The sequence below is a fragment of the Maritalea mobilis genome (genome assembly GCF_019800885.1).
GTDB lineage: Bacteria > Pseudomonadota > Alphaproteobacteria > Rhodobacterales > Rhodobacteraceae > Roseibacterium > Roseibacterium beibuensis.
Genome location: NZ_JAHVKE010000001.1, coordinates 425,609 through 451,274 on the forward strand (window position 1 = coordinate 425,609; position 25,666 = coordinate 451,274).

At 65.9% G+C, this 25,666-nt stretch carries 26 protein-coding genes, 1 tRNA gene and 1 other RNA gene; 12 read left to right on the forward strand and 16 right to left on the reverse strand.

The features are described from left to right. Positions 1–14: 14 nt before the first annotated feature. The 9 genes from KUV65_RS02135 to KUV65_RS02175 form a co-directional block, all read right to left on the reverse strand. Complete coding sequence (locus KUV65_RS02135) at positions 15–236, reverse strand: ribbon-helix-helix domain-containing protein (RefSeq protein WP_222187213.1); 222 nt, start codon at positions 234–236, stop codon at positions 15–17. After that, positions 233–424: a DUF4169 family protein gene (locus KUV65_RS02140; RefSeq protein WP_222187214.1), complete on the reverse strand. Its 192-nt coding sequence runs from the start codon at positions 422–424 to the stop codon at positions 233–235. Before KUV65_RS02140 ends, KUV65_RS02135 begins: the two co-directional genes overlap by 4 nt. After that, positions 421–1,812, reverse strand: coding sequence for a class II fumarate hydratase (fumC, locus tag KUV65_RS02145; RefSeq protein WP_222187215.1), 1,392 nt, complete (start codon positions 1,810–1,812; stop codon positions 421–423). Before fumC ends, KUV65_RS02140 begins: the two co-directional genes overlap by 4 nt. 84 nt (positions 1,813–1,896) lie before the next feature. Beyond that, positions 1,897–2,457: a class I SAM-dependent methyltransferase gene (locus tag KUV65_RS02150; RefSeq protein WP_222187216.1), complete on the reverse strand. Its 561-nt coding sequence runs from the start codon at positions 2,455–2,457 to the stop codon at positions 1,897–1,899. A gap of 106 nt (positions 2,458–2,563) precedes the next feature. Then, entirely contained in the window at positions 2,564–3,061 is a 498-nt protein-coding gene (locus KUV65_RS02155; RefSeq protein ID WP_261331568.1) for an SspB family protein, read from the reverse strand. Positions 3,062–3,184: 123 nt separating this feature from the next. Beyond that, on the reverse strand, positions 3,185–3,553 hold the full coding sequence (locus KUV65_RS02160) for a DUF4345 family protein (RefSeq protein WP_222187217.1): 369 nt from the start codon (positions 3,551–3,553) through the stop codon (positions 3,185–3,187). 159 nt (positions 3,554–3,712) lie between these two features. Next, positions 3,713–4,063, reverse strand: a transfer-messenger RNA (tmRNA) gene (gene ssrA, locus KUV65_RS02165). A gap of 92 nt (positions 4,064–4,155) precedes the next feature. Beyond that, the gene (locus KUV65_RS02170; RefSeq protein ID WP_222187218.1) at positions 4,156–5,193 is read right to left on the reverse strand and encodes an extracellular solute-binding protein; all 1,038 of its coding nucleotides are present in this window, start codon (positions 5,191–5,193) and stop codon (positions 4,156–4,158) included. A gap of 90 nt (positions 5,194–5,283) precedes the next feature. Beyond that, positions 5,284–6,024, reverse strand: a complete 741-nt coding sequence (locus KUV65_RS02175; RefSeq protein ID WP_222187219.1) for a FadR/GntR family transcriptional regulator — start codon at positions 6,022–6,024, stop codon at positions 5,284–5,286. Between the two features lie 74 nt (positions 6,025–6,098). Here KUV65_RS02175 and KUV65_RS02180 point away from each other — a divergent pair, with 74 nt between their 5' ends. The 12 genes from KUV65_RS02180 (at position 6,099) to KUV65_RS02235 (ending at position 18,651) form a co-directional block, all read left to right on the forward strand. Continuing rightward, a complete protein-coding gene (locus KUV65_RS02180; RefSeq protein ID WP_222187220.1) occupies positions 6,099–6,857 on the forward strand; it encodes a DUF2182 domain-containing protein in 759 nt (252 codons plus the stop codon). Positions 6,858–6,873: 16 nt separating this feature from the next. Then, entirely contained in the window at positions 6,874–7,539 is a 666-nt protein-coding gene (locus KUV65_RS02185) for a DUF1326 domain-containing protein (RefSeq protein WP_261331569.1), read from the forward strand. Positions 7,540–7,567: 28 nt separating this feature from the next. After that, a complete protein-coding gene (locus tag KUV65_RS02190; RefSeq protein WP_222187221.1) occupies positions 7,568–8,671 on the forward strand; it encodes a dimethylsulfoniopropionate demethylase in 1,104 nt (367 codons plus the stop codon). A 55-nt stretch (positions 8,672–8,726) separates the two neighbouring features. Then, a complete protein-coding gene (acuI, locus tag KUV65_RS02195; RefSeq protein WP_222187222.1) occupies positions 8,727–9,719 on the forward strand; it encodes an acrylyl-CoA reductase (NADPH) in 993 nt (330 codons plus the stop codon). A gap of 99 nt (positions 9,720–9,818) precedes the next feature. Then, positions 9,819–11,237: a cryptochrome/photolyase family protein gene (locus KUV65_RS02200; protein ID WP_222187223.1), complete on the forward strand. Its 1,419-nt coding sequence runs from the start codon at positions 9,819–9,821 to the stop codon at positions 11,235–11,237. A gap of 19 nt (positions 11,238–11,256) precedes the next feature. Next, the gene (locus KUV65_RS02205; RefSeq protein ID WP_222187224.1) at positions 11,257–12,537 is read left to right on the forward strand and encodes an SAM-dependent methyltransferase; all 1,281 of its coding nucleotides are present in this window, start codon (positions 11,257–11,259) and stop codon (positions 12,535–12,537) included. A gap of 1 nt (position 12,538) precedes the next feature. Beyond that, a complete protein-coding gene (locus KUV65_RS02210) occupies positions 12,539–12,979 on the forward strand; it encodes a TrgA family protein (RefSeq protein ID WP_222187225.1) in 441 nt (146 codons plus the stop codon). Between the two features lie 4 nt (positions 12,980–12,983). Then, positions 12,984–14,105: a gamma-glutamylcyclotransferase gene (locus KUV65_RS02215; RefSeq protein WP_222187226.1), complete on the forward strand. Its 1,122-nt coding sequence runs from the start codon at positions 12,984–12,986 to the stop codon at positions 14,103–14,105. 61 nt (positions 14,106–14,166) lie between these two features. Next, on the forward strand, positions 14,167–15,192 hold the full coding sequence (locus KUV65_RS02220) for a cysteine synthase A (protein WP_222187227.1): 1,026 nt from the start codon (positions 14,167–14,169) through the stop codon (positions 15,190–15,192). 4 nt (positions 15,193–15,196) lie between these two features. Then, entirely contained in the window at positions 15,197–17,656 is a 2,460-nt protein-coding gene (locus KUV65_RS02225) for a DUF3772 domain-containing protein (RefSeq protein WP_222187228.1), read from the forward strand. Positions 17,657–17,658: 2 nt separating this feature from the next. Further along, entirely contained in the window at positions 17,659–18,375 is a 717-nt protein-coding gene (locus KUV65_RS02230; protein WP_222187229.1) for an alanyl-tRNA editing protein, read from the forward strand. Positions 18,376–18,561: 186 nt separating this feature from the next. Then, positions 18,562–18,651: transfer RNA gene (locus KUV65_RS02235), tRNA-Ser, on the forward strand. A gap of 131 nt (positions 18,652–18,782) precedes the next feature. Here the strand turns inward: KUV65_RS02235 and KUV65_RS02240 are convergent. The 7 genes from KUV65_RS02240 to pcaG are packed head-to-tail and all read right to left on the reverse strand — an operon-like array spanning position 18,783 to position 25,665. Then, positions 18,783–19,619 carry a 3-keto-5-aminohexanoate cleavage protein gene (locus tag KUV65_RS02240; protein ID WP_222187230.1) on the reverse strand — a complete coding sequence of 279 codons (837 nt, stop codon included), beginning with the start codon at positions 19,617–19,619 and terminating at the stop codon, positions 18,783–18,785. A gap of 36 nt (positions 19,620–19,655) precedes the next feature. Beyond that, a complete protein-coding gene (locus tag KUV65_RS02245; RefSeq protein WP_222187231.1) occupies positions 19,656–21,011 on the reverse strand; it encodes a TRAP transporter large permease in 1,356 nt (451 codons plus the stop codon). Further along, positions 21,011–21,502, reverse strand: a complete 492-nt coding sequence (locus KUV65_RS02250; RefSeq protein ID WP_222187232.1) for a TRAP transporter small permease — start codon at positions 21,500–21,502, stop codon at positions 21,011–21,013. Before KUV65_RS02250 ends, KUV65_RS02245 begins: the two co-directional genes overlap by 1 nt. Positions 21,503–21,506: 4 nt before the next feature. Beyond that, entirely contained in the window at positions 21,507–22,535 is a 1,029-nt protein-coding gene (locus KUV65_RS02255; RefSeq protein WP_222187233.1) for a TRAP transporter substrate-binding protein, read from the reverse strand. Positions 22,536–22,571: 36 nt separating this feature from the next. Beyond that, the gene (pobA, locus tag KUV65_RS02260) at positions 22,572–23,744 is read right to left on the reverse strand and encodes a 4-hydroxybenzoate 3-monooxygenase (RefSeq protein WP_222187234.1); all 1,173 of its coding nucleotides are present in this window, start codon (positions 23,742–23,744) and stop codon (positions 22,572–22,574) included. Beyond that, positions 23,741–25,051 (reverse strand): lyase family protein, encoded by a 1,311-nt coding sequence (locus KUV65_RS02265; RefSeq protein ID WP_222187235.1) that lies wholly within the window; start codon positions 25,049–25,051, stop codon positions 23,741–23,743. Before KUV65_RS02265 ends, pobA begins: the two co-directional genes overlap by 4 nt. A 14-nt stretch (positions 25,052–25,065) precedes the next feature. Continuing rightward, a complete protein-coding gene (gene pcaG / locus KUV65_RS02270) occupies positions 25,066–25,665 on the reverse strand; it encodes a protocatechuate 3,4-dioxygenase subunit alpha (protein WP_222187236.1) in 600 nt (199 codons plus the stop codon). Position 25,666 lies beyond the last annotated feature (1 nt).

Below are 25,666 nucleotides of genomic sequence, written 5' to 3' on the forward strand. Positions count from 1 at the left end.
AGGTTAAGGTCCGGTTAGCGGCCGGCCTTTATTTCTTCGAGAACGAAAATCCGGATCGCCGAGGCCAGGCCCGAACTCAGGCCGCGCGCCGCGTCCACCTCGGCTGCGAGGTCATTCACCGACTGCCCGCGCGCCGCCGCGATCCGCTGGAACTCGGCCCAGAACGCATCTTCGAGTGAGACGCTGGTGCGATGCCCCTTCAACGTCAGCGAGCGTTTCTGCGGACGTTCGCTCATTCCTGGTCGGCCCCGTCGCGCTTGTGGGCATCGAGATGCGCGCTGTCCTTTTCCGCGCGCGCGTCCTGCATGGCACGCTCGGCCTTGCTACGGCCGAATTTCGCGGCGTTCTCGTCCCCGCGGCGCCGCTTGTCCTCCCGCGCGCGGGTTTTCCGCACGCGGGAGAGGTTGACGATCTTCCCGCTCACTTGGGCCCGATCATGTCTTCGGGACGCACGACACGGTCGAAGGTTTCTTCGTCGACGAAGCCGAGGCGGATCGCCTCTTCCTTCAAGGTGGTGCCGTTCTTGTGCGCCGTCTTGGCGACGGTGGTGGCGTTGTCATAGCCGATGGTGGGCGCCAACGCGGTCACCAGCATCAGGCTTTCCTTCATCAGCCGATCGATCCGCTCGACATTGGCCTGCGTGCCCATCAGCATCCGCTCGGTGAAGCTGTCGGCGGCGTCACCCAGAAGCTGCATGGATTGCAGCAGGTTATAGGCCATCATCGGGTTGTAGACGTTGAGCTCGAAATGACCCTGGCTGCCGGCAAAGCCGATGGCCGCGTCATTGCCCAGCACATGGGCGCAGACCTGTGTCATGGCTTCGGCCTGGGTCGGGTTCACCTTGCCCGGCATGATCGAGGAGCCGGGTTCGTTCTCCGGCAGGATCAACTCGCCAAGGCCCGAGCGCGGGCCGGAGCCGAGGAAGCGCATGTCATTGGCGATCTTGTAGCAGGCCATGGCCGCGGTCTTGATGGCGCCCGACATGAAGACCATCGCGTCATGGGCGGCCAGCGCCTCGAACTTGTTGGGCGCGGTCACGAAGGGCAGGCCGGTGATCGTCGCGATGTGGCTGGCCACGGTGGTGTCCCAGCCTTTCGACGTGTTCAGACCCGTGCCCACGGCGGTGCCGCCCTGCGCCAGTTCGTAGATGCCGGGCAGGGCCAGCTTGATCCGCTCGATCCCGTTGCGGACCTGCTTGGCATAGCCCGAGAATTCCTGGCCCAGCGTCAGCGGGGTCGCATCCTGCGTATGGGTGCGGCCGATCTTGATGATGTCCTTGAATTCCTCGGATTTGGCCTCCAGCCCCGCGGCCAGTTTTTCCAGCCCGGGGATCAGGACCTCATGCGCGGTGGTGGCCGCCGCGATATGCATCGCCGTGGGGAAGGTGTCGTTCGACGACTGGCCCATGTTGCAGTGATCGTTCGGGTGCACCGGGTCCTTGGAGCCGATCACGCCGCCCAGGATCTCGATCGCGCGGTTCGAAATCACCTCGTTGGCGTTCATGTTCGACTGCGTGCCCGAGCCGGTCTGCCAGACGACGAGCGGGAAATGGTCGTCGAGCTTGCCCTCGATCACTTCGCCTGCCGCCTCGATCATGGCGTCGGCCAGCTTGGCATCCAGCTTGCCACTTTCCTTGTTGGCCAGGGCGCAGGCCTTCTTGATGACGCCGAGCGCGCGGACGATGGCCACGGGCTGCTTTTCCCAGCCGATGGGAAAGTTCATCAGGCTGCGCTGGGTCTGGGCGCCCCAGTAGCGGTCAAAGGGAACTTCGAGCGGGCCGAAACTGTCGGATTCTGTACGGGTCGCGGTCATGATCTCTCTCCGGTATGCGGTTGCATGCCGTTTAGCCTGACGTTGGGTCCAAGCGCAACGGCATCAAATGGCGCAGGCCGCGCCTCAGGATGGTTGAAAGAAGCGATAGACGCGGGCAGGGGGCATGTTCCACCAGATCTTGCCGCTGACGCGCCAGTCGAGGCCAAGTTCCGCGCGCACGGTGCGGGTGACGGGTGGTTTCGGGCCGTAGGTGAACTGCACATAGGTGCCGCCCGGTTTCACGCGCTGGAAGGTGCCGGTCAGGATATCGCGCTGCAACGGCACCGGCATGGACAGAAGCGGCAGGCCCGAGACTACGGCTTGCGCGCTGTCGACCGGCAGCGTGCCGACGTCGCCCGCGCTCATCTGGTGGACGTTCAGCCCCGGAAAACGGTTGCGCAGTCGGTCGCAGAATTCCGGGTTCATCTCGATGGAATGGAGGTTTTCGGGCGCAACGCCCCGGTCCAGAATGGCCTTGGTGATGTTGCCCGTGCCCGCGCCCAGCTCGATCACCGGGCCGGCCTCGGGGTCGATCTCGGCCACCATTTCGGCGCAGAGAAATCGCGACGAGGGGGCAAGCGCCACGACCTGGTGCGGTTTGCGGAAAAGCTGCCCCATGAACAGCGCGAAATCGGAAGAGGCCATGTGGAAATCCGCCTGTGCCGCGTCGAAAAACCTTTGACGGTGAAAGGCCACGGGTCGCGGCGCAAGGCAAGCCCCCAATCGCGGCGCTGCGGCGTTTCGGGTGCGATCAGTGGTTGCGGCGGAAGGTGTCGAGGCTGACCACCTCGGCATCCTTGTGCTCGGCGCGCTCTTCGGTGTCCTCGTCGCGGTCGTCCGGCCCATCATCGGGGGCGGGCGGCTCGTCTTCGGGGTCATCCTCGGCGCTGATGCTTTCAAAGCGCAGACCAAATTCCACCGAGGGATCGACGAAGGTCAGGATCGCGTCGAAGGGAATCGACAAACGCTCGGGGCTGTCGCCGAAATTCAACGTGATCGCGAAGCCGTCATCATCCACCTCCAGCGCGTCGTACCAATGCTGGATGACGATGGTCATCTCGTCCGGATAGCGCTCGGTCAGCCACGGCGCGATGTCCACGCCCTCGGCCCGCGTGTCGAAGGTGATGAAGAAATGGTGATCCCCCGGCAGGCCATGCGCGGCCACGTCCGACAACACCGTCTGGATCAGCCCCCGCATCGCGTGATGCATGAGGCGGCCATAGGCGATGGATTGGGATTTGTCGGACATGTCTGAGAGCATCCTTGGAACAGATGCCCCCACCATAGAGATTTGGTTCCGATTCGAAAGACGCCCCGGACGGCGGAAGGGCCGAACCGAGGCGTGCGGGGGATCGGGGCGTGTTATGTCGCGTCAGATATTGGCCAGGATCAGCCAGGAGGCGAGCGCCGCCTCGGCGCCGAAAAAGGTCCAGCTTTGGCGCGAGGCCGCGTTGTCGCGGAAGATCGAGGTTACGCGCCCCACGGCCGCGCCGCCATAGGCAAGGCCCATCACCACCCAGCCGAGCGGTTCGTTCAGGACCATCGCACCCAGGCCCATGCCGACGAACAGCGCGCCCGAGACGGCGGACACCTCGGTATAGGCCATGTGGGTCGGCCCGGCGACCATGTCGAGTTGCTCCATCGTCCAGCGCGGCGCCAGCCAGCCGAGCAGGCCCAGCCCGATGGTCAAAAGGCCCACGGCCATGTTGATGAAATCGATCGCGGTGAGTGCGCTTAGCATGGGGTACTCTCTCAAAGCCTGTTTCCCCTTAAACGCGCGGCGGGCCGGACCGGATCACTCAACCGTGATTTTTTTGCGCGTGAAACCAATGCGGGAGGGCTGCGACGGATCAGAGGCGCGATCGTCGTAACGGCCGGACAGAGCAGAGAGGGGGGGGGAAGTGCAGGCTTCTGTTGCCAGGTGCCTGCGAACCCCGCCTTACGCGGCTAGGCGCAAGGGCTTAAATTTCGATTCCTCGAACTGCTTACGCAGCCAGAGCAACCGGAGCACGATTGTCGTTGGCAATTATGCTTTACGGACCGATAACGGTGGTACCTCACCGGGACAAAGCCACGTCTTTACACGCTCGTCGATCCTGTTTCGGCCCCATGATCCCCCAACGACGGGATGTTTGGTGGAGCCGCCGGGTACCGCCCCCGGGTCCGAACCGCTTATTTCACGCACGTTTATGCCCATAGTTCCCGAAGGAACATGCCAAATATGGGCGTATTGCGGGGCAGGTTCAAGGGCCAAGGCAAGCCCCGGCCTGGCCGCTCGCCGCGACGGATGCGCATGAAAAAGGGCGCCGCGACGGGCGCCCTTTCCGTTGCAGGTTGCTTGGATCAGAAGCCGGCCTTGATCCGTTCGAAAGCCTCGGCCTGACGCTCGCGCTGTTCGTTGGAGATCGGCAACTGGGCCAGAACCGGGACGGTCACTTCGCCAAGCCCCGATGCTTCCAGCGCCTCGGCGCCAAGCGCCTGAAGGGCCGCGTCATTGGCCGAGCCAAAGCCGTTTTCCAAAAGCGGGCCTGCCGATGCCTCGGACAGGAGCGCGTTGACATAGTCGTAGGCGAGGTCTTCGGAGCCTTCGCCTTCGGTCATGTTCACGTAACCGCAGAGCCACACACTCGTGCCTTCCTCGGTGTTGCGGGCGAAGCCGACGGGGAAATCTTCCTCGGCCAGCGCGACCGGCACCTCGTTCCAGACCCAGGCGGCCAGCACCTGGCCCGAGGCCATGAGCTGCTGGATCTCGGCCGGGTCCACCCAGTAGGTCAGCAGGTTCTCGTGGATGCCGCGCAGCCACGCGGTGGCGGCCTCGAACTGTTCGTCGGTCACGTCGGACCAATCGCTGACGCCGGTGGCCAGGTAGGCCAGCGCATAGGCGTCATCGACGTTGTCGGGGATCGACAGGCGGCCGGCGAACTCGGGGTTGTTGAAAATCTCCAGCGAGGCCACGGCGTCGTCGGCCACTTCATCGCTGTTGTAGATCAGCGCGGTGGAACCGTAATCGGTCGGCAGGAAGTAGAGGTCGGACGACCCGGCCAGAACATCGGCCCCGACGAGATCGGAGTTCAGGTCGGCGAAGGCCGCGATGCGGGACGTGTCCCAAGGTTCGATGATGCCCGACTCCTGCCAGCGCGGCACGGAGCCTGCGCAGATATGCGTCACGTCCGAACGGAAGCCCGCCAGCAGACGCTGGAACGCCTCGTCCTCGTCGCCGAAGAAGACGAATTCGGGGGCGCTGCCGTGCTGGTCGATATAGGGCTGGTGGAAGGACGGATCCTCGAAGCCCGAGTAGTCGAAAACAAGCAGGTCCTGCGCGAAGGCGGGGGCGGCCAGCGCGAGCGTGATCGCCGTGCCGAGGGTGAAGGTCTTTTTCATGTCTGCAAGATGTCCCTGTTGGTGTTGCGGTGACAGACTGGCGGGGACGTTAGGAAACGCCCCGGCGCCTCGCAAGGGAAATCGCCGTGATCAGCGCGTCTCGGCCCTTGCAGCGCGGGCTGCGCGCACGGATTGGCCCAGCTCCAGCGTATAGGCCTCCAGTGCGCTCAGGATTTGGGCGGCCTGTGCGCCGTCCTGCGCCTCGATCGCGTCGGCCAGCCGGGTATGGAGCGCGCCGATCCGCTCGCGCGAGCGGGCGGTGAAGGTGATCATGTTCATCAGGGGCTGCATCGCCTCGACCGCACCGGCCAACTGGTAGGACAGGACCGGATTGCCCGCCGCATCCACCAGCGCCCGGTGAAAGGCCACGTCCGAGGCGCAAAAGGCCTCGTCCGTCAGGCCGGGCTGGCCCTGGCGGTGAATCTCGGCGCGCATCGTGGCCAGTTGGTCGGGGGTGCGCCGCTCGGCCGCCAAGGGCGCGCAGGCGCGTTCGAGGGCATAGCGCGCCTCGCAGGCGGTCTCGAAGGCGACGCCGTTCATCGACAGAAGCAGCGTCGCGGTGGTGATCTGCTGGGCGTAGGCCTCTTCATAGGACAGGCGGTTGACGAAGGCCCCGCCGAAAGCCCCGCGCGTGGTGCGGATCAGCGATTGCGCGGCCAGCCGCTTGAGCGCTTCGCGGATCGTGGGGCGGGATACGTCGAACTGCTCGGCGAGTTCCGCCTCGGAGGGCAGGCGTTCATCTACGATCAACCGCCCCTCGACGATCGAGTCGCGGATCGCATCGGCGATCTGGGCGGGCAGGCCGCGGGGGCTGGATGGGTCGATTTTCATTTGTCAGACATTTAAAGGTCTGACATTTTGACTGGCAAGGGAAAACGACTCGCGGTGTGGAAGGGAGGGCCACGATGATCGCCATGCGCATCCGTGCCATGACCGCGCCGCATTGGCTGGTGCTTTATGGCGGCATCCTCCTGTGCTGGTCGCTTTTGTGGCTGATGGCGGTGCCTGCCGATCTGCGGGACGCCGCGGGCCTCTACGGGGCCGAGTTGATCGCCGCGCTTTGCGCCACAGGGCCGGACGGCGCGGGGTATCCGGGCCTGGTGCTGATGTGGGCGCTGATGGCAGGGGGCATGATGGCGCCCACGGCCTTGCCGGCCTTCGCCACCTATGACGATCTGCGCCATGCGGGACGTACGAATTTCGGCGCGCTGGTCGGCGGCTACCTCGTGGTTTGGGTGGGCTTTGCGGCGGTGGCGGCCTTGGCGCAACTTGGGCTCACGCGGGCTGGCCTGTTGGGCGTGCTGGGCGAGAGCCGCTCGATGGCCTTCTCCGGCGCGTTGCTGGTCGTGGCCGGCGCCTACCAGTTCAGCAACCTCAAGGAGGCCTGCCTCAGCCGCTGTCGCGCGCCGCTGACCTTTTTCATGCAGCATTGGGAGGAGGGCGCGTTCCGCCAGGGCTTGCGCCTTGGGGCCGATTGCCTCGGCTGCTGCGCCGCCTTGATGGCGCTGGCCTTTGTCGGCGGGGTGATGAGCCTTGGGTTCATGGCGCTCGGCATGGCGTTGATGGCGCTGGAAAAGCTGCCGTCCATTGGGCGCTACGTGACCGCGCCCCTTGGCGTCGGGTTGATCGGGGGCGGGCTGGTGATGCTGGCCGCCGGGTTCTGAGAGGGAGGAGAAAGACATGCACGATCAAATGGAAGCCGAGGCTGCTCCGCGCACCGAGCCGGGCAAGACGCCCTGGGCGATCAAGGGGGAGTTGATCCTGAACTGCAACTGCACCGTGTTCTGCCCCTGCGTCGTCAGCCTTGGGAAGCACCCGCCGACCGAGGGTTACTGCCAGGCCTGGGCCGGGGTGCGCATCGACGAGGGGTTTTACGGCGACGAAGACCTTGGCGGGCTGAACGTGGGGCTGCTGCTGGAAATCCCCGGCCTGATGGCGCGCGGAAACTGGCAAGCGGCGGCCTTCATCGACGAGCGCGCGAGCGAGGCCGCCTATGACGGCTTGGTCGCGATCTTTTCCGGCGCGGCGCGCGGCACGACGGGGCTGTTCAGCCTGCTGGTCAGCGAGTTTCTGGGGGCCGAGCGCGCGCCGGTCCTGTTCGAGACCGAGGGCAAGGCCCGCCGTCTGATGGTGGGCAAGAAGATCCAGGGCGAGGTCGTGCCGGTCGGCGGCAGCGATCCCGACAGCGATATCGTGGTGACGAACACGCAATACTGGATGGGCCCCGACATCACCGTCGCCACCGCCACCAAGGGCCGTGTGCGCGCCTTTGGCCGGGTCTGGGATTTCGATGGCCGCTCGGCCGAGATTTGCCAGATCGACTGGGTGGGACCACAGGGGCACTAGGGCCCCGTCAGCCGAAAAGGGGCCCGCCATGGCTCAACTCTCGCTGTCGCGCCGCCTGCGCCGCACCCCCTTTACCGAGGGCGTGCTGGCCGCTGGCGTCACCGGCTACACCGTCTACAACCACATGCTGTTGCCGACCGTGTTCCGCTCGGTCGAGGAGGACTACCACCACCTGAAATCCGCCGTGCAGGTCTGGGACGTATCCTGCCAGCGGCAGGTCGAGGTGCGGGGACCGGATGCCGGGCGGCTGGTGCAGATGCTGACCCCGCGCGACCTGCGCGGGATGCTGCCCGGGCAGTGCTACTACATGCCCATCGTCGACGAGACGGGCGGCATGCTCAACGATCCGGTCGTGGTCAAACTGGCCGAGGATCGGTGGTGGATCTCCATCGCCGACAGTGATCTGCTCTACTGGGTCAAGGGCATCGCCCATGGCTATCGCCTCGACGTGCTGGTCGACGAGCCTGACGTGTCGCCGCTGGCGGTGCAGGGGCCGCGCGCCGATGACCTGATGGCCGAGGTCTTCGGCGACGCCGTGTGCGATCTGCGGTTTTTCCGCTTTGGCCTGTTCGGCTTCGGCGGGCGGCAAATGGTCGTCGCGCGGTCGGGGTATTCCAAGCAGGGCGGCTTCGAGATCTATCTCGAAGGTGGTGATCTGGGCATGCCGCTGTGGAATGCCCTGATGGAGGCGGGACGGTCGCTCGATGTGCGGGCCGGGTGCCCCAACCTGATCGAACGGATCGAGAGCGGGTTGCTGAGCTACGGCAACGACATGACGGATGACAACACGCCCCATGAATGCGGGCTTGGGCGCTTTTGCAACACGGCGACGGCCATCGGCTGTATCGGGCGAGATGCGTTGCTGCGCGTGGCAAAGGAAGGCCCGGTGCAGCAGATCCGACCGCTGGCCATCTCCGGCGCAGCGGTGCCCGCGGTCGAGGAATTCTGGCCTGTCATGGCCGGTCATCGCCGGGTTGGGCGCGTGTCCTCGGCGGCCTTCTCGCCCGATTTCGACGTCAACGTGGCCATTGCCATGATCCGCATGACCCATTGGGATCCAGAAACCGCCTTGACGGTCATGGCCCCCGATGGACCGAGGGAGGCGCAGGTTCAAGAGCGCTTCTGGAATTGATATCATATGGTTGGGCGACGAGGCTCAGCCATGAAATGAACGAGGAGATGCAAAGATGACATTCCGCGCGCTGGTGGTGGAGAAGGACGACGAGGGCAAGACGACGGCCTCGGTTCAGGAGCTGGGCGAAGATTGTCTGCCCGAGGGCGATGTCACTGTCGCGGTCGAATACTCGACGCTCAACTACAAGGACGGGCTGTGTGTCGGGCCCGGTGGCGGGTTGGTGCGCGTCTATCCGCATGTGCCCGGCATCGATTTCGCCGGCACGGTCGAGGCCAGCGAAGATGATCGCTACAAGCCCGGCGACAAGGTGGTGCTGACCGGCTGGCGCGTCGGCGAGGTGCATTGGGGCGGCTATGCCGAGAAGGCGCGGGTCAAGGCCGACTGGCTTGTGCCGCTGCCCGAGGGTCTGACCACCCGGCAGGCCATGGCCGTGGGAACCGCGGGCTTCACCGCGATGCTGGCTGTCATGGCGCTTGAAGATCATGGCCTAACACCGGAGAAAGGCGAAGTTCTTGTCACTGGCGCTGCCGGTGGCGTCGGCTCGGTCGCGACCGCCATCCTGGCCAATCTCGGCTACGAGGTTGCCGCCGTCACTGGCCGCCCCGAGCAGGAGGGGTACCTGAAAGGGCTTGGCGCGTCGCGCATCGTGCCGCGCGCTGAGCTGGCGGAGACCACCAAGCGCCCGCTCGAGGCCGAGACATGGGCGGGCTGTGTCGATGCGGTCGGCGGTGACATGCTGGCGCGGGTCCTTGGCCAGATGAAATACGGGGCGTCGGTCGCGGCGGTGGGTCTTGCCGGCGGCGCGCAACTGCCCGCAACGGTCATCCCCTTCCTTCTGCGCGGCGTGAACCTGCTGGGCATCGACAGCGTCATGCAACCCTATGACAACCGTCTGAGGGCGTGGGACCGGATCGCGTGCGACCTGCCTATGGACAAGCTGGAGGCGATGATCGAACCGGCGGGCCTGGCCGATCTGCCCGATCTGGGTCGCGCCATCCTGAAAGGCGGGGTGCGTGGCCGGGTGGTGGTCGACGTCACCGCCTGATTGATATCACGCGACAAAGAGGTGCCGGGCGGCTTGATCGCCCGCACCGAGCGCTAGATAGCGGGGAACCGAAAAGGAAACGGACCTGTTCACCCCGCCATGAGCCAAGCCCCCGTCCTCTACTGGACCCGCCGCGATTTCCGCCTGTCCGACAATCCCGCCCTCGTGGCCGCCTGCGAAAGCGGCGCGCCGGTCATCCCGGTGTTCATCTGCGACGAGGTGGTCGAAACCCACGGGGCGGCCCCGAAATGGCGCTTGGGGCTGGGGGCCGAGGCGTTCGGCGAGGCGCTGAGCGACGCCGGATCGCGCCTGATCTTTCGCCGCGGCAAGGCTTTGGACGTTCTGCGCGCCCTGATCGAGGAAACGGGCGCTGTCGCGGTGCATTGGAACCGTCTTTATGATCCCGACAGCCGCACCCGCGACGAGGCGGTCAAATCCGCGCTGAAAGCCGACGGGATCGAGGCGGTCAGCCACGCGGGCCACATCCTGTTCGAGCCCTGGACGGTCGAGACGGGATCGGGCGGGTTCTACAAGGTCTACACGCCGTTCTGGAAAGCCGTGCGGGGCCGCGATCCCGGCGCGGTGCTGTCCCCCCCTGATATTCCCGCCCCCCAAAGCTGGCCCGAGAGCGATGATCCCGCTGACTGGGCGCTTGCTGCCGACATGCGGCGCGGGGCGGAGATCGTGCGCCCCTATCTCGCCGTGGGGGAAGAGGCCGCGCACGGACGCCTGGGGGCGTTCATGGCCAATGGCATCGACGCCTATGCCGAGGCGCGGGACGATCTGGCCAAGGACGGCACCTCGCACCTTTCCGAGAACCTGACCTACGGAGAGATCAGCGCGCGCGCCTGCTGGAGGGCGGGGCAACGTGCCATGGACGAGGGCAAGACAGGGGCCGAGACCTTTCTGAAGGAACTCGTCTGGCGCGACTTTGCCTATCACCTCGTCTACCACACGCCGCGGATCACGTCGGGCAACTGGCGCGAGGAATGGGACGCCTTCCCGTGGAACGAGGATGAGCGCAAGGCAGAGGTGAAGGCGTGGAAGCAGGGGCGCACCGGCATGCAGATCGTCGATGCCGCCATGCGCGAGATGTATGTCACCGGGCGGATGCATAACCGCGCGCGGATGCTGGTGGCCTCCTACCTGACCAAGCACCTGATGTGTCATTGGAAGATCGGGCTGGATTGGTTCGAGCACTGCCTTGTCGATTGGGACCCGGCCAGCAACGCGATGGGCTGGCAATGGTCGGCCGGCTCCGGCCCCGATGCCACGCCCTATTTCCGCGTGTTCAACCCCGAAACACAGGCCGAGAAGTTCGACAAGCACGGACGCTATCGCCGCCGCTGGCTGGCCGAAACAACCAGTCAACCGCCCGACACGGCGACCAGCTATTTCGACGCGATCCCGCAAAGCTGGGGACTGTCGGCCAGCGACGCTTACCCGAGCGCGCCGATCGTCAGCGCCGCCGAGGGGCGCAAACGCGCGCTACACGCTTATGAAAACCGAGATTTCTGAAACAGGGCAGGGGCAGGCCATGCAACAGGCCGCCCTTGTGGAACGACCCGCGATCCGGGCAGGATACGGTGGGCACGAAGGGACCAAGATGGATATCAAGACGACGACCACGGGCGAAGACAACCTGCCGCGCTATTTCACCGCCGTATTCGATCAGGCGCAAAAGATGGATTGCGGGCGGCTGGACATGGTGCTGCCCGACGGCCGGACCTTCCGCGCCGAGGGGCCCAAGCCGGGCCCGGTGGCCGAATTGCATATCCACAACACCGATATTTTCGGCCGCCTGATCCGCGAGGGCGATCTGGGCTTTTGCGAGGCCTATCTCGATGAATGGTGGTCCACGCCCGATCTGCAGGCCTTCATGGATCTCGTTCATGCCGAGAACGAGGAAATCTACGACGGGTTCATGGGGATGGGCCTGATCCGCGCCTACGAGAAATTCCGCTTCTGGTTGCAGCGCAACTCCAAGAAGCAGGCGAAAAAGAACATCTCGCACCACTATGACCTGGGCAATGATTTCTACGGCCTGTGGCTGGATGATACGATGACCTACTCCTCGGCGCTGTTCGAAAGCGGTCAGGAAAGCCTCGAGGCGGCGCAGATCGCGAAATACAAATCCATGGTCGACCAGATGGGCGCACAGCCCGGCGATCATGTGCTGGAAATCGGCTGCGGCTGGGGCGGGTTTGCCGAATATGCCGCCAAGGAACGCGGCCTGCGCGTTACCGGCCTGACAATCAGCCAGGAACAGCATGACTACGCGGTCGCCCGCATGGAACGCGCGGGCCTGTCGGATATGGTCGAGATCAAGATGCAGGATTACCGCGACGAGACCGGCACCTATGACGGCATCGCCAGCATCGAGATGTTCGAAGCCGTGGGCGAAAAATACTGGCCGGTCTATTTCGAGACGGTGCGCAAGCGCCTCAAGCCCGGCAAACAGGCGACCTTGCAGATCATCACCGTGCAGGACCGCCGCTGGGAGGTCTACAAGCGCGGCGTCGATTTCATCCAGAAATACATCTTTCCTGGCGGCATGTTGCCCGCGCCCAAGGTGCTGCGCGAACAGGTCGAGCGCGCGGGCCTCGAGGTGGCGCATTCCATCGAGTTTGGCGAAAGCTATTCCCAAACGCTGCGGCGCTGGTACGATACCTTCAACGGACGCTGGGACGAGGTGGCAGCCCTTGGCTTTGACGATCGGTTCCGCCGGATGTGGAATTTCTATCTCTGCGCTTGCGCGGCGACCTTTCATTTCGGAAACACGGATGTGACGCAGATCACGATCAAGAGGCCCGCCTGACATGCCCACCGCTGCCAAACTCGTCGGGGCCATCCTGTTTTTCGGCATCGGCTGGGTTGCGGCGGGGTTCGTGCTCGACACGTTTCCTCCCGAGATGGCAGCGACCTATTTTCCCCTGACCATCGGCCTGATCGGGGTGTGGCAGGGGTGGATGGTGGCCGGTGGCAATGCGGGCAGCGGCATTGGGGCTTCGGTCGGGCAGGGGGCGCGAACCTCGGTCCAGATGGCGTTTTTCGGCATCCTGCTCTTTGCCCTGCGCGAGATGTTTCGCCGCTCGTCCAACCTGCGCTACGACAGCCCGGGCGAGGCCGTGATCGCGACGCTGGAACTCTTCCGCGACTATTTCCTGCAATCGCTGACGATCCCGATCTGGGGAACGCTTTTGATCGGCGGGATGATCGCCGGGGCATTGGTCGAGATCGCCTCGAAGCTCTGGAAATAGCCGCATGACCCCTGTCTTTCTTTTTGGAACGCTGCGCGACGCGGCGCTGTTCGAGGCGGTTGCAGGGCAACCGCTCGAGGCCGAGGCCGCCACCCTGCCAGGCGAACGCGCGGCGCGCGCGCAGGATGGCGATTGGCCGGTGCTGGTGCCCGGGTCCGGGGCGCATGGCTTGCTTGTGCGCGTCGATGACACCGCTTTGGCGCGCCTCGATTTCTACGAGGCGATATTCGACTATGTGCGTGTCGAGGTGCCCGTCGAAACGGCGGATGTTCATGTGAAAGCGCAGCTTTGGCGCCCGGCCAGCGGCAGCTCGCAGCTGGACGGCCCGGATTGGTCGCTGTCGGACTGGATGACCGAATGGGGCGATCTGACCCGCCTTGCCGCCGAGGAGATCATGCGCCGCTTCGGCAAGGTCGCGCCAGGCGATATGGGGCACGTTGTCGGCATGATCCGCTCGCGGGCCCAGGCACGCCTCGACACGTCCCGCTGGCGACGCCCGGGCCATGTGGGCGCCAGCCTCGACCTGTCGGATGTCGTGATCGAGGAACGCCGCCACCCCTATGACGGGTTCTTCACCGTCGAGGAGATGCGCGCGCGCTTCCGCCGCTTTGACGGGGCGGGGGATCACCTTGTGGATCGCGCGGTCTTCAACGTGGCCGATGCCGTCACCGTGCTGCCCTATGACCCGGTGCGCGACCGGATCCTGCTGATCGAACAGTTGCGCTTCGGCGCGCTGGCCCATGGCGACCGATCGCCGTGGCTGTTGGAACCGGTTGCGGGCATGATCGACGCGGGCGAAGCACCGGAGGTCAGCGCGCGCCGCGAGACGCAGGAAGAGGCCGGGATCGACCTCGGGGATCTGCATTTCGTTGCGCGCTACTATCCCAGCCCCGGCGGCATTGCGCAGGTGCTTTACTCCTATATCGGGCTTGCCGACCTGCCCGACGAGGTGACCGGCACAGGTGGCCATCCGGGGGAGGGCGAGGACATTCTCAGCCATCTCGTGCCGTTCGATCTTGCCGTCGAAATGCTGGAGGGTGGCGACATGGTGAACGCGCCGCTGGTGATCTCGATGCAATGGCTGATCGCCCATCACGACCGCTTGCGCGCGGCTGCGGCGGGTTGATCATCCTCCCCGCGGCACCTATCCCTTGAACCCCAATACGCCAGAGCCGAAAGGGCCCGCCATGACCGTTCATGCAGACCTCGCCGCCGCCGTCGGCAACACGCCGCTGATCCGGCTGAACAAGGTCAGCGACGCCACCGGGTGCGAGATCCTCGGCAAGGCCGAGTTCATGAACCCCGGCCAGTCGGTCAAGGACCGCGCCGCCCTGTTCATCATCCGCGATGCGGTCGACAAGGGCCTGCTGCGGCCCGGTGGCACCATCGTCGAAGGGACTGCGGGCAATACCGGCATCGGCCTTGCGCTGGTGGGCGCGTCGATGGGGTTCAAGACCGTCATCGTCATCCCCGAGACGCAGAGCCAGGAAAAGAAGGACATGCTGCGCCTTGCCGGGGCCGAGCTGATCCAGGTTCCGGCGGTGCCCTATTCCAACCCGAACAACTACGTGCGCTATTCGGGGCGGCTGGCCGAACGCCTTGCCCAATCCGAGGAGAATGGCGCGATCTGGGCCAACCAGTTCGACAATACCGCCAACCGCCAGGCCCATATCGACACCACCGGCCCCGAGATCTGGGACCAGACCGGCGGCAAGATCGACGGGTTCACCTGCGCCGTGGGATCGGGCGGCACGCTGGCGGGTGTGGGCATGGTGCTCCAGCCCAAGGGCGTGAAGGTCGCGCTGTCGGACCCCGAGGGCTCCGGCCTCTACAAGCTCTATACCGGGCAGGAGGCGGGCGGCGACTCGATCACCGAAGGCATCGGGCAGGGGCGCATCACCGCCAATCTGGAGGGGTTCACCCCCGATACCTGCTACAAGATCCCCGATAGCGAGGCGCTGCCGATCGTCTTCGACCTTTTGGCCGAAGAGGGGCTTTGCCTTGGTGGCTCGTCCGGGGTCAACGTGGCGGGTGCCGTGCGCATGGCGCAAGAGATGGGGCCGGGCCATACCATCGTGACAATCCTGTGCGACTACGGCACGCGCTATCAGTCGAAACTGTGGAACCCCGCCTTCCTGCGCGAAAAAGGCCTGCCGGTGCCCGAATGGCTGGTGGCCGAGCCGCGCGGCATTCCCTCGGTTTTCGAGGACTGATGTCATGAACGCAGTCATGCGAACTCTGCGCCTCGCGTTGGTCATGCTTGCGCTGAGCTTGGTTGCTCTGGGCAGCGCCGCACCGGTCATCGCGCAAGAGGCAACCCCCGCGACCGCGACGGCCTCGGGGATCGATTATGAGGCGTGGGAGTCCGAGGCGACCCGCATCGAGAACCTGCTCGAGGCCGGGACGGCCTCGACCGCGTTCTTCGAGAACCTGCGCGAGACGCTCGTCAATTGGCGCGCCCGCTTTCTTGACGCCGAAAGCGCGAATTCGACGCGGATCAACACACTGCAGGCACAGATCGATGCTTTGGGCGCACCGCCGGCCGAAGGTGAAACCGAACCTGACGCCATTGCCCAACGCCGCGCGACGCTGAACACGCAACTCCAGGAAGCGCAGGTGCCCCGCGTCGAGGCCAGCCAGGCCTATACCCGCGCCGACGGGCTGATCACCGAGATCGACAACCTGCTGAGCGCGCGGCAACAGGAACAACTGCTCGAACTTGCGCCGAGCCCGGCAAATCCGGTGAACTGGACGCCTGCTTTGACGGGATTGACCGCGCTGGCCGGGTCGCTGCAATCGGATTTCATGGGCCGGTTGACCAACCCGGCGCAGCGCGAGCAATTCCTGCAAAGCGCGCCGGTGCTGGTGGTGATGCTGCTGGTGGCGCTGGTGGCCCTGCTGCGCGGTCGGCTATGGACGCATCGCTTGACCGACCGGCTTGAGGCGCGCACGCGCGAGCGCGGGCGACCGACGTTGGTCTTCTTCGTGTCGCTCTTGCAGATGTTGATCCCGTTGGTCGGCTTGATCCTGGTGCTCGGGGCCTTTGTCGCCTCGGGGCTGGTCGGCCCGTCGGCGCAATCGCTTCTGGAGGCGCTCGCGGCGCTCATGACGGCGTCCTACTTCGCGCTCTGGCTGGGCGGGCGGCTGTTCCCGGAGGGCGATCTGCCGATGGGGGTGCTTGAGCTGGACAGCACTCAGCGTGCCCGTGCGCGGCGCATTTTCTTCATCATCGGCTTTTTCGTCGGCCTTGCCGTCGTGATGCAGACTATCGCGGCTATGGACGAGGTGCCGCCCGCAGCGCAGGGCGTGCTGCAACTGCCCGTCTATGTTGGCCTTGCGCTGTTCTTCTGGCGCGCCTCGCGTCTGCTGCAAAGCGGGCGCACCGAAACGGGCGAGGACGAGTCGCCCGGGTTCATGCGGCGGATTCTCAGCCTCGTGCAGCGGCTGCTGCTCCTCGTGGGCGTCGCGGGGCCGGCGCTGGCGGTCGTGGGCTACGTGAACATGGCCGAGTCGCTGATGGTGCCCACGGCGCTCAGCCTTGCGATCTTCGGTGTTCTGGTGGCCTTGCAGCCGGTGGTGCGCGATCTCTACGCCATCATTTTCCGCACGACCCACGATTCCGCCTCCGAGGCGCTGCTGCCGATCGTCGTCAATTTCCTGCTCGCCTTCGGGGCCTTGCCGCTCTTCGCGCTGACGTGGGGCGTCCGCCCCGAGCAATTGGCCGAGGTCTATGCCCGGTTCTGGGAAGGCTTCACCATCGGCGAGGCGCGCATCACGCCGGGCAATATTTTTGCTGTCGTTCTGTTCTTCGCCGTGGGTTACGTGGCGACGCGGCTTTTGCAGGGCGCGCTGCGCTCGACCGTTCTGCCGCGCACCAAGCTCGACACCGGCGCGCGCAATGCCGTGACCTCGGGTGTGGGCTACGTGGGGATCGGCCTTGCGGCCATGATCGCCATCACCGCGGGCGGCATCGACCTCACGGCGCTCGGCTTCGTGCTGGGTGCGCTGTCGGTCGGGATCGGCTTTGGCCTTCAGAACGTGGTCAACAACTTCGTCTCGGGCATCATCCTGCTGATCGAGCGCCCGATCTCCGAAGGCGACTGGATCGAGGTCGGCTCTTACATGGGGATCGTCAAGCGCATCTCGGTGCGCTCGACCCGGATCGAGACCTTCGACAAGACCGACGTGATCGTGCCCAACGCCGATTTCATCTCCGGGACGGTGACGAACTGGACGCGGGGCAACACGATCGGGCGGGCGGTCATCACCGTGGGCGTGGCCTATGGCACCGACACCCGCAAGGTGCAGAACATCCTGATGGAGATCGTGCGCGAAAACCCGGTCGTCGCGGCCTTTCCCGAACCGGGGGTGGACTTCCTCGGCTTCGGGGCGGACTCGCTCGATTTCCGCATCCGCGCGATCCTGCGCGACGTGAACCAGCTGGTTTCGGTCAAGACCGAGATCCACCATCGCATCGCGGAACGCTTTGCCGAGGAGGGCATCGAGATTCCCTTCGCGCAGCGCGATATCTGGTTGCGCAATCCCGAGGCCCTGCGCCCGACCCCCAAGACGGTCGGGCAGGATGCCGAGGAGATCGACGTGGAAACCGAGCAGCCCCAGATCGAAGAGGCCATGACGCAGGACGACGCCGCACCCGATGGCCCCGAGGACACCTGACCATGACAGAGATGTTGTTTCGCACCGACCCCTACCGGAAATCGGCCACCGCCACGGTGACCGGCCTGACGGACGAGGGGGGCATCCTTCTTGACCGCACCGTGTTCTACCCGCGCGGCGGCGGACAGCCGGGCGATTCCGGGCGGCTGGTCTGGGAAGGCGGCAAGTTGACCATCGCCACGGCCGTGAAGGGCGAGGGCGAGGATGTCATCCTCGTGCCGTCCGAGCCCGGCGCCTTGCCGCCCGTCGGCGCCGAGATCGACCAGCACCTCGATTGGGAGCGCCGCCACGGGCACATGCGCATCCACACCGCCCTGCATCTTCTGTCGGTCGTGATCCCGCTGCCCGTGACCGGAGGCGCCATCGGCGCCGACAAGGGGCGGCTGGATTTCGACATGCCCGACGCGCCGGGCGACAAGGCCATTCTGGAAGGCCAGCTGAATACGCTCGTCACCCGTGACCTGCCCGTGACCGAGGACTGGATCACCGAGGCAGAACTCGACGCCAACCCGGCGCTGGTCAAGACGCTGTCGGTGCAGCCACCACGCGGGGCAGGGCGCATTCGCCTCGTGCGGATCGGCGAGGGCAAGGACCAGATCGACCTGCAACCCTGCGGCGGCACCCATGTCGCGCGCACGGGAGAGATCGGCAAACTGACCATCACGAAGATCGAGAAAAAGGGGCGGCAGAACCGCCGCGTGACGATCGCGCTCACCTGACCAAGACAGTGCACCCGTTTGTATTCCGCACCTGCTGTCTTGCGGCAGTCCTTGCGGGTCATCGCGCGTTGAACCCCGGTTCAGCGCGCTTTCTCCAGAGGCTTCCCGGCCTTCTGCCCGGGCGCATGATTTTCCACCCTTCTTAGGCTTGCACAGACCGCGCTCCGGCGCTATCCCGGCGCGCACGGAGAGGTGGCCGAGTGGTCGAAGGCGCACGCCTGGAACGCGTGTAGGCGGGAAACCGTCTCCAGGGTTCGAATCCCTGTCTCTCCGCCACTTGCCCCATGCCCCTGATATGATGAGACATACAAAGTCGCGCCGCGAGGGGCGGTCGGGCGTCGTCTTTGGATATCTGTGGTTGGCGGCGGCTCGGGGGCAGACAGCCCCCTGAGCCTTCGTGGATCGCCTCAGGCTGCGCTGCGCAGCCCGAGGATCTCGCGCGCCTCGGCCGGGCTGGCCACGCTGCGGCCGGCCTTTTCGACGATGTCCACGGCGCGCTTGACTAGCGCCGCGTTCGACGGTGCCAGCGTGTCGCGGTCGAGGCGGATATTGTCCTCAAGCCCGGTGCGCAGATGGCCCCCGGCCTCGGCCGCCCATTCGTTCAGATCGGCCTGGTGCCGCCCGATCCCGGCGGCGCACCACGGGGCGTCTTCACCGAACAGGCGATGGACCGTTTCGACATAGAAATCGAAGACGCGCCGGTCGACGGGCATCGCGTTCTTCACGCCCATGACGAATTGCACGTAAGGGGTGCCTTCCAGCTCGCCACGCTCCTGCATCAGCTTGGCCTGGAAGATGTGGCTGAGGTCGAAGGCCTCGATCTCGGGCTTCACGCCGTATTTGCGCATCTCGGAGGCCAACCATTGCACCAGCGCGGGGTCGTTTTCATAGACCCGCGTCGGGAAGTTGTTCGACCCAACCGAGAGCGACGCCATGTCGGGCGCCAGCGGCAGCATGCCCCCCCGGTCACGCCCCGCGCCCGAGCGGCCACCGGTCGAGAGTTGCACGATCATGCCGGGGCAATGGGCCTCGATCCCTTCCTTGAGCTTGGCGAAACGCTCCGGGTCCGAGGTGGGTTTGCCCTCGTCGTCGCGCACGTGGCAATGGGCGATGGACGCGCCGGCCTCGAACGCCGCGTGGGTGGATTCAACCTGCTCGGCGATGGTGACCGGGACCGCCGGGTTGTCTGCCTTGGTGGGCACCGAGCCGGTGATCGCGACACAGATGATGGCTGGGTTGGTCATGGTTTCCTCCCGCAGTTTTTCCCGGAGATACCCGGTTCAGCCCTGCAACAACAGGGGCAATCCAAGGGTCAGTGACGGGAAGGCGATCAGGATGCCCACCCGCACGATCTCGGAGGCGAAGAACGGGGCCACGCCCCGGAACGTGGTCGACATCGGCACATCGCGCGCCAGCGAGGAGATGACGAAGACGTTCATCCCAACCGGCGGCGTGATCAGGCCCAGTTCCACCACGACGAGCGCCAATATCCCGAACCAGATCTTCAGGTGCTCGGTCGACATGCCATAGCCCGATCCGTCGGCGGGCTGGTAATCGCCGCCGTTCATCGCCACCAGCACCGGCCAGAAAAACGGCAGCACCAGAAGGATCATCGACAGCGAGTCCATCAGGCAGCCCAGCAGGATCAGCGCCAGAAGAAGGATCAGCAGCACCATCATCGGCGTGAGCCCCGAGTTCACCGCCCAATCGGCGGCGAATTGCGGAACGCCCGCACGCGACATGAAGATCTTGAGCAGTTCCGCACCCAGCAGGATCAGGAAGATCATGCCCGTGGTCGAGGCCGTCTCGCGCAGCGAGTCGAGGATGCCTTTCCGGGTGAGCTGCTTCTTCACCATCCCGAAGACGAACACGACGAAGACGCCGATGGCCGCCGCCGGGGTCGGGGTGTAGAGGCCGGCATAGATGCCGCCGATGACGATCCCGAAGACGATCAGGACAGGGATCATGCCGCGCGTTGCGGCCATGAACTCCGCCCGGCTGCCCGCGCCATGGGCGGGGCCTGCGTCGGGCCGGATCCGCACGTAGATGGCGATGGTCAGCAGGAACAGGATCACGGCGAGGATGCCGGGGATCAGCGCCGCCATGAACATGGTGACGACATTGGCCTCGACGATGATGGCGTAGATCACCAGCACAACCGAGGGCGGGATCAGGATGCCCAGCACACCGCCCGCCGCGATGGAGCCGGTGGCAAGCGCAGGGGAGTAGTTGTAGCGCCGCAACTCGGGTAGGGCGACCTTGCCCATGGTCGAGGCGGTGGCCAGCGACGAGCCGCAGACCGCGCCAAAGCCGGCACAGGCCGCGATCGAGGCCATGGCCGTGCCGCCGCGCATCCAGCCGAACCACGCGTTTGCGGCGCGGAACAGGTCCTGGCTCAGTCCCGTTTTCACCGCCAGCGCGCCCATCAGGACGAACATCGGCACGACCGACAGATCGTAGATCGAGAACTGCCCATAGGCCAGTGTCTTGAGCTGCGCGAGCAGGATATTCGGCCCGCTCAGCATCGTGGTGCCGACCGCGCCGACCAGGATCATCGCGTAGGCGATGGGAATGCGCAGGACGAGCAGAAGGATAAGGGCGGCGAGGCCCAACGCGCCAAGCGTGATCGGGTCCATCACTGTTCCCCTTGAATATCTTCGAAAAGGGTCATTGCCGCGGCCAGGATCAACAGGCCGAGCGAGACGAGGATCGGAACATAGACCCACCACATCGGAATTTGCAGGATGGTGCTGGAATAGCTGTAGGTCATCTGGTCCACGAGACCGAAATACATCCGCCAGAGCAGCAGCGCCGCAAAGCCGAGCGCGATGGCGGAGCCGATGCTGTCGAGCGCCCGACGCAGGCCCGGTCCGGCCTTCTCGGTGAAGAGGTCCGCGCGCACGTTCTGCCGGTGCAACTGGCAGAAGGGGAGAAAGGCGAAGGCGGCGGCCGCTACGCCCATCTCTGTCAGTTCCACGTCACCGGCAAAGGCGATGCCCAAGGCGCCGCCCAAGACCGACCAGACGTTCACGCAAACGAGGACGACGAGCACGAGCCCGCCGAGCAGGGCCCATGTGTCGATGGCTCGTGTCAGCCCTCGCCAGAGCGGTGTACCCGTCGTCCCCATCGGTTCAGTTCCCTGCCGCGTCGATGGCCGCGCGGGCGGCCTCGACCAAGGCTGCGCCGTCGACGCCCGAGCCAGAGACCTCTTCGATCCAGCGGTCGACGACGCCCGCCAGCGGCGCCATCATGGCCTCGGTCTCTTCCTCGGACAGCACGATATGCGTGTTGCCGGCCTCGGTCGCCATGTTGATGCCGAAGTCGTCGGACGCACGCCAGATATCACCGACCTCTTGCAGCCAGGCCTCGTTCGACGCCTCGCGGAAGGCGGCCTGGATATCCTCGGGCAAGCTGTCCCAGGTGGCCTGGTTCATCGAGACCTGGAAGATCGAGGTGCCGAAGCGGGCCATGTTGGTTCCTTCGACCTGGTACTCGGTCTGCTCCTGCAGGCGCAGCGGCGGGATGATTTCCCAAGGGATCAGCGCGCCATCGACCGTGCCGCGCGACAGGGCTTGCGGCAGTTCCGGCACCGGCATGGCGACGGGGTTGGCGCCGAGGGCTTCGATCACCCAAGCACCGCTGCGCGAGGGGGTGCGCAGGTTCATGCCCTCGAGATCCGCGGGGCTGCGCACTTCGTCATCGACCATATGGAAGGCGTTGCCGGCATGGGCGTGCAGGAACATGACTTCGAGGCCCGCGTAGTCATCGGCAAGGTATTCGTCGAACATGGCGCCCATGGCGAGGTTGGCCGCCGCCGGATCGTTCAGGAACACGGTCGGCAGTTCGAACACCTCGGTGCGCGGGAAGAGACCCGGCGTGTAGCCGTTCAGGGTCCAGATCATGTCCACCACACCATCACGGGCCTGCGCGGCCAGTTCCGGTGGACGGCCGCCGAGCGTCATCGAAGGGTAAACCTCGATATCGACGGCACCACCACTGAGTTCCTCGACCCGCTCGGCCCAGGGCACAAGCATCTGACGATGCGCGGGCGAGCGTTCTCCGAGGAAATGGTGGAGCGTCAGGGTATAGTCCTGCGCGGCGGCCGGGCTTGCCATCGCGGCGGCCAGTGCGAGGGCCGAAAGCGTCGTCTTGGTCTTCATGTCATCCTCCCTTGGATTTTCAGACGTCTGCCGGGCCTAGAAAGGCAGCCCGATATAGTTTTCCGCAAGTCCCTTGCGGGCGGTTTCCGAGCGGACGAGGTAGTCGAACTCGGCCTTCTGCATCCGCTTCTCGAAAGCCCCGAGTTGCGGGAAATCATGCATCATCTGGGTCAGCGACCACGAGAAGCGTTCAACCTTCCAAACTCGGGCAAGCGCCGTCTCGGAATAGCTGTCGATCCCATCTGCCGTGCCGTTGTTGAAGAACCGGTCCAGCGCCCGGTGCAGGTAATACACGTCCGAGACCGCAAGGTTGAGGCCCTTGGCCCCGGTTGGCGGCACGATATGGGCCGCGTCGCCCGCCAGGAACAGCGATCCATGGCGCATCGGTTCGGACACGAAGGACCGTAGCGGCGCGACGGACATTTCCAGCACCTCGCCCTCGGTCACCATGCCGTCGGCCACGTCGGCGGGGATACGTCGGCGCAATTCGTCCCAGAAGCGCTCGGGCGTCCAATCCTCGACCTTTTCCTCGACCGGCACCTGCACGTAGTAGCGGCTGACCTCGTCGGAGCGCATGGAGCACAGGGCAAAGCCGCGCTCATGGGCGGCATAGATCAGTTCGGGCGCGGCGGGCGGCGTCTTTGACAGCAGGCCCAGCCAGCCGAACGGGTAGGCGCGCTCGAATTCCTGCCGCACGCCATCCGGCATGGCCTTGCGCGACGGGCCGTGGAACCCGTCACACCCCGCGACGAAGCGCGCCTCAAGCCGGTGTTCCGCGCCGTCCTGCCGGTACATCACGACGGGGGCATCCGTCTCGACCCCTTCGATGCGCAGCACCTCGGCCTCGTGGATCACCTCGGCCCCGCGGGCGTCCAGCGCGGCATAGAGGTCGCGCGTCACTTCGGTCTGGCCGTAAACGGTGACGGTGGTCCCGGTCAGCGCCTCGAGGTCGATGCGCAGGCGTTCGTCATGCCAGCTGAATTCGACCCCGTCATGCGGCTGACCCTCGGCGGCAAGGCGGTCGCCCACGCCCGCCTCGGTCAGAACCTTCACGCTGCCCGATTCCAGCACGCCCGCGCGGATGCGGCCCAGCACGTAGTCGCGCGAGCGGCGCTCCAGAACGACCGAGTCGATCCCGCTTAGGTGCAGAAGTTGCGACAGCAGCAGCCCGGCAGGACCGCCGCCGATGATGGCGACCTGTGTCTTCACGTCATGTGTCCTCTTGATGCGGCGAAAGTCCGGGCCAGGCGCGGCGCATGGCCTGCGGCGGCCAACGGGTCCATCGCGTCGGTCCAGTCGAGTTCGGGATGAGCGGCGCGGAGCGCCGCGACGGGGTTATCGGTGGCCAGCGCCCCGGCCATCGCGTCGCGCGCGTCGCTGCGTGGCATATGGGCGGCAAGCAGGTAGGTCAGCCGTTCCGAGAATGGGCCGATACCGGCGTCGGCGAGGTTCTGTGCCATCGCCTCGCGGTTCGGCTGCAACCCGTCGAGCGCGCGGGCGATGTTGTCGAGGGCTGCCGCCGAGGCCCCGCAGAGCGGCCGCAGCGAGAGCCATTCGAGCCCCCAGGCTGCGCCGTCGCGCTGGCTGACATGGAGCGCGGCCTCGGTCACCGCGCCCTGAAGATGCGCCGCGAAACGGGCAAGCGACTGCGCCGCCTCGGCGCGCACCGGGTTCACCTTGTGCGGCATGGCTGACGATCCGCCACCCGAGAGGCGCAGTTCCCCGATGCCCGTCGCGGCGAGAAGGGCGAGGTCGGCCCCGATCCGTCCGGCCTGCATCGCGACGGCGGCGGATGCGGCAGCGAGATCGGAGATGCGGGTGCGCTGACGGTGCCACGGGGCCGGGTTGGCCTTGAGCCCAAGCCGCCCAGCCATATCCTCGCGGATCGCGTCGGCCCGGTCCCCGAGGGCGCCATCGGTTCCGGCGGCCCCATGCAGGGACAGGTCGCACAGGCGCGTGGCGGCTTCGGCCAGCCGGTCCTTGGCGTCGGCCAATCCCATCCCCCAATCGGCCACCACGGCGCCGAAGGTGGTGGGCACGGCCCCTTGCGTGCGCGTGCGGGCCAGCATCACCGTCTCCGCCTCGGCCCCGGCAAGATCGGCGAGGCGGTCCAGCACGGCGTCGGCCTCGGTGCCCATCCGGTCCGCGAAGTCGCACAGGCACAGCACGGTCGCGCTGTCCACGATATCCTGAGACGTTGCGCCCCAATGGAGCGCGTCGGCCCCCTGCGCGTCGAGCCGCGCGCGCAGCGCGGCCAAAAGGGCAGGGATCGGCACACCGTCCCGCGCGGCCCCCTCGGCCAGGTCGGCGGGCGACAGGGAGGCGTCGGACAGCGCCACGGCGATCCGTGCGCCGCTGCCATCCGGTGTCAGGCCTTGCGCTTCGCAGGCCTCGGCCAAGGCCACCTCGACACGGATCATGGCGGCGACGAGCGCGTCGTCTCCGAGGCAGTCGCGGGCCATCGCGCTGCCGAACAGATCCTGCCACATCGGGCTGTCGAGGGGGGAAAGGGACATCGCGCCAGGTCGCCTTACATGTCCAGGAACACGGTTTCGCCCGGCCCTTGCAGGCGAATGTCGAACCGATAGCGGCCATCGCCCTGCGGCTTGGCGATCAGGGTCTCGACCCGGTCGCGCTGTTCGATCCGCGACAGGACCGGATCGGCATCGCGGTCGGCATCCTCGAAATAGATGCGGGTCTGAAGGCCCATGTTGATCCCGCGCGCCACGATCCAAAGCGCGATATGGGGCGACTGAACCCGGCCATCGGGTAGGCTGACCGCGCCGGGCTTGACCGTGCGCAGGGTGAATTCCGCGCTCTCGGGATCGATGGCGAAGCGGCAGAAGCCGCTGACCGCCGGATCGGCCCCCTCGGTTCCGGGGAAACGCCCCGCTGCGTCGGCCTGCCAGCTTTCGATCAGCGCGTCACGCAACGGCCAGCCGGTGCCGTCCAGCACCTGACCGGCGATCTCGATGACCTCGCCCTTTGCGCCCTCGGCAATCGGGCTTTGGCCGAGTTCCTTTTCATACGCCCCGGCATTGCCCGCCCAGGTCGGCATCAGGCCAAGATGAACGTAGGGACCAGCGGTCTGCGACGGCGTTTCGCGCCATTGGGTCAGTTTCTGCACCATG